General features: G+C 68.6%; 1 protein-coding gene. It reads right to left on the bottom strand.

Annotated elements, in window-relative coordinates:
• Window positions 1-3: 3 nt before the first annotated feature.
• A partial coding sequence (locus N802_RS19115) for an ISL3-like element ISPfr2 family transposase (RefSeq protein ID WP_035919690.1) occupies window positions 4-1,304 on the bottom strand: 1,301 nt, incomplete at its 5' end.

Raw genomic sequence — 1,304 nt, 5'->3', positions numbered from 1 at the left:
GGCTCATCCCAATCGGGGGTGTAGGAGTTGGGGTCTGAAGCCGCCGGTCTCGAGCAGGCTTCGGGCGATGTAGTTGGTCAGGTTGCGGAACCCGAGTGCGGAGCCGCGCAGGTGTTCGAGCCGTCCGTTGAGCGCCGCGGTCGGCCCGTTGCTGGTGCCGGGTCGTTCGAAGTAGGCGAGCACGTCAGCGGCTCGCTTCTTCAGGGTCCGGCCCAGGGTGGTGAGCTCGGTGAGCACCTTGGGGACGCCGGCGCTGAGGTCGGTGATCAGCTTCTCCATGAGCTCGCGGCCACGTTGCCGGTCCTCGTGGCGATAGGCGGCGATCATGCGCTGGTAGACACCCCAGGTCGCCTCGACCTCGACGTGAGCGTCATCAACGAACAGCGCGCGTAGCCTGTCGCTCTGCTTGTCGGTGAGCAGGTCCGCGCCGGTGTGCAGCGTGCGCCGCGACTTGTAGAGCGGGTCGTCCCTGAACCCACGGTGCCCGTGGATCGCGAGTTGGACCCGGCGCCGGCACCTGTCGAGGGCGTCACCGGCCAGGCGCACGACGTGGAAGGGATCCATCACCGTGACCGCGTCCGGGATCTCCTCTGCAGCGGCGGTCTTGAACCCGGTGAAGCCGTCCATCGCGACCACCTCGACCGCGTCACGGAAGGCGTCGTCGCGGTCGGCGAGCCAGGTCTTGAACGCCGCCTTCGACCGGCCCTCGACCATGTCCAGCAGCCTTGCTGGGCCGGCGCCATCGCGGACCGGGGTGAGGTCGATGATCACGGTGACGTACTTGTCGCCACGCCTGGTGTGGCGCCAGACGTGCTCATCGACGCCAATGACCTTCACGCCCTCAAACCGCGTGGGGTCGTTGATCAGCAGCCGCTTGCCTTCAGCCAGGACCGCGTTGTTGGCGGTGTCCCACGCGACCCCGAGTCCCTCGGCGACACGGGCGACGGTGAGGTGTGCGACCACGATCCCTTCCAGCGCCCACCGCAGCCCGGTGCGCGAGAGCTTCGCGCGTGGCTCCGCCGCGGCGCTGGTGTCTTGGCGCCACACGTGTCCGCAGTCGGCACAGCGGTAGCGGCGCACTACAACTTCCAGCACGGTCGGTCGCCAGCCCAGCGGCTCGTGGGCCAACCGCCGGATCACGGTGTCACGAGCAGCGCCTTCGCTGCCGCACCGTCGGCACCACTGATCTGGTTCCACCACGCGGCACGCGAGGACCGCACGATCCGGTTCAAGTCGTTGTCCGGTCACGCTCAGACCGAGGCCGTCGAGTCGAGCGAAGGCGGTCAGGTCAGGGCGGCCGAAGC

The sequence above is a fragment of the Knoellia sinensis KCTC 19936 genome, assembly GCF_000768705.1.
GTDB lineage: Bacteria > Actinomycetota > Actinomycetes > Actinomycetales > Dermatophilaceae > Knoellia > Knoellia sinensis.
This window is presented reverse-complemented; position numbering and strand designations above follow the sequence as displayed.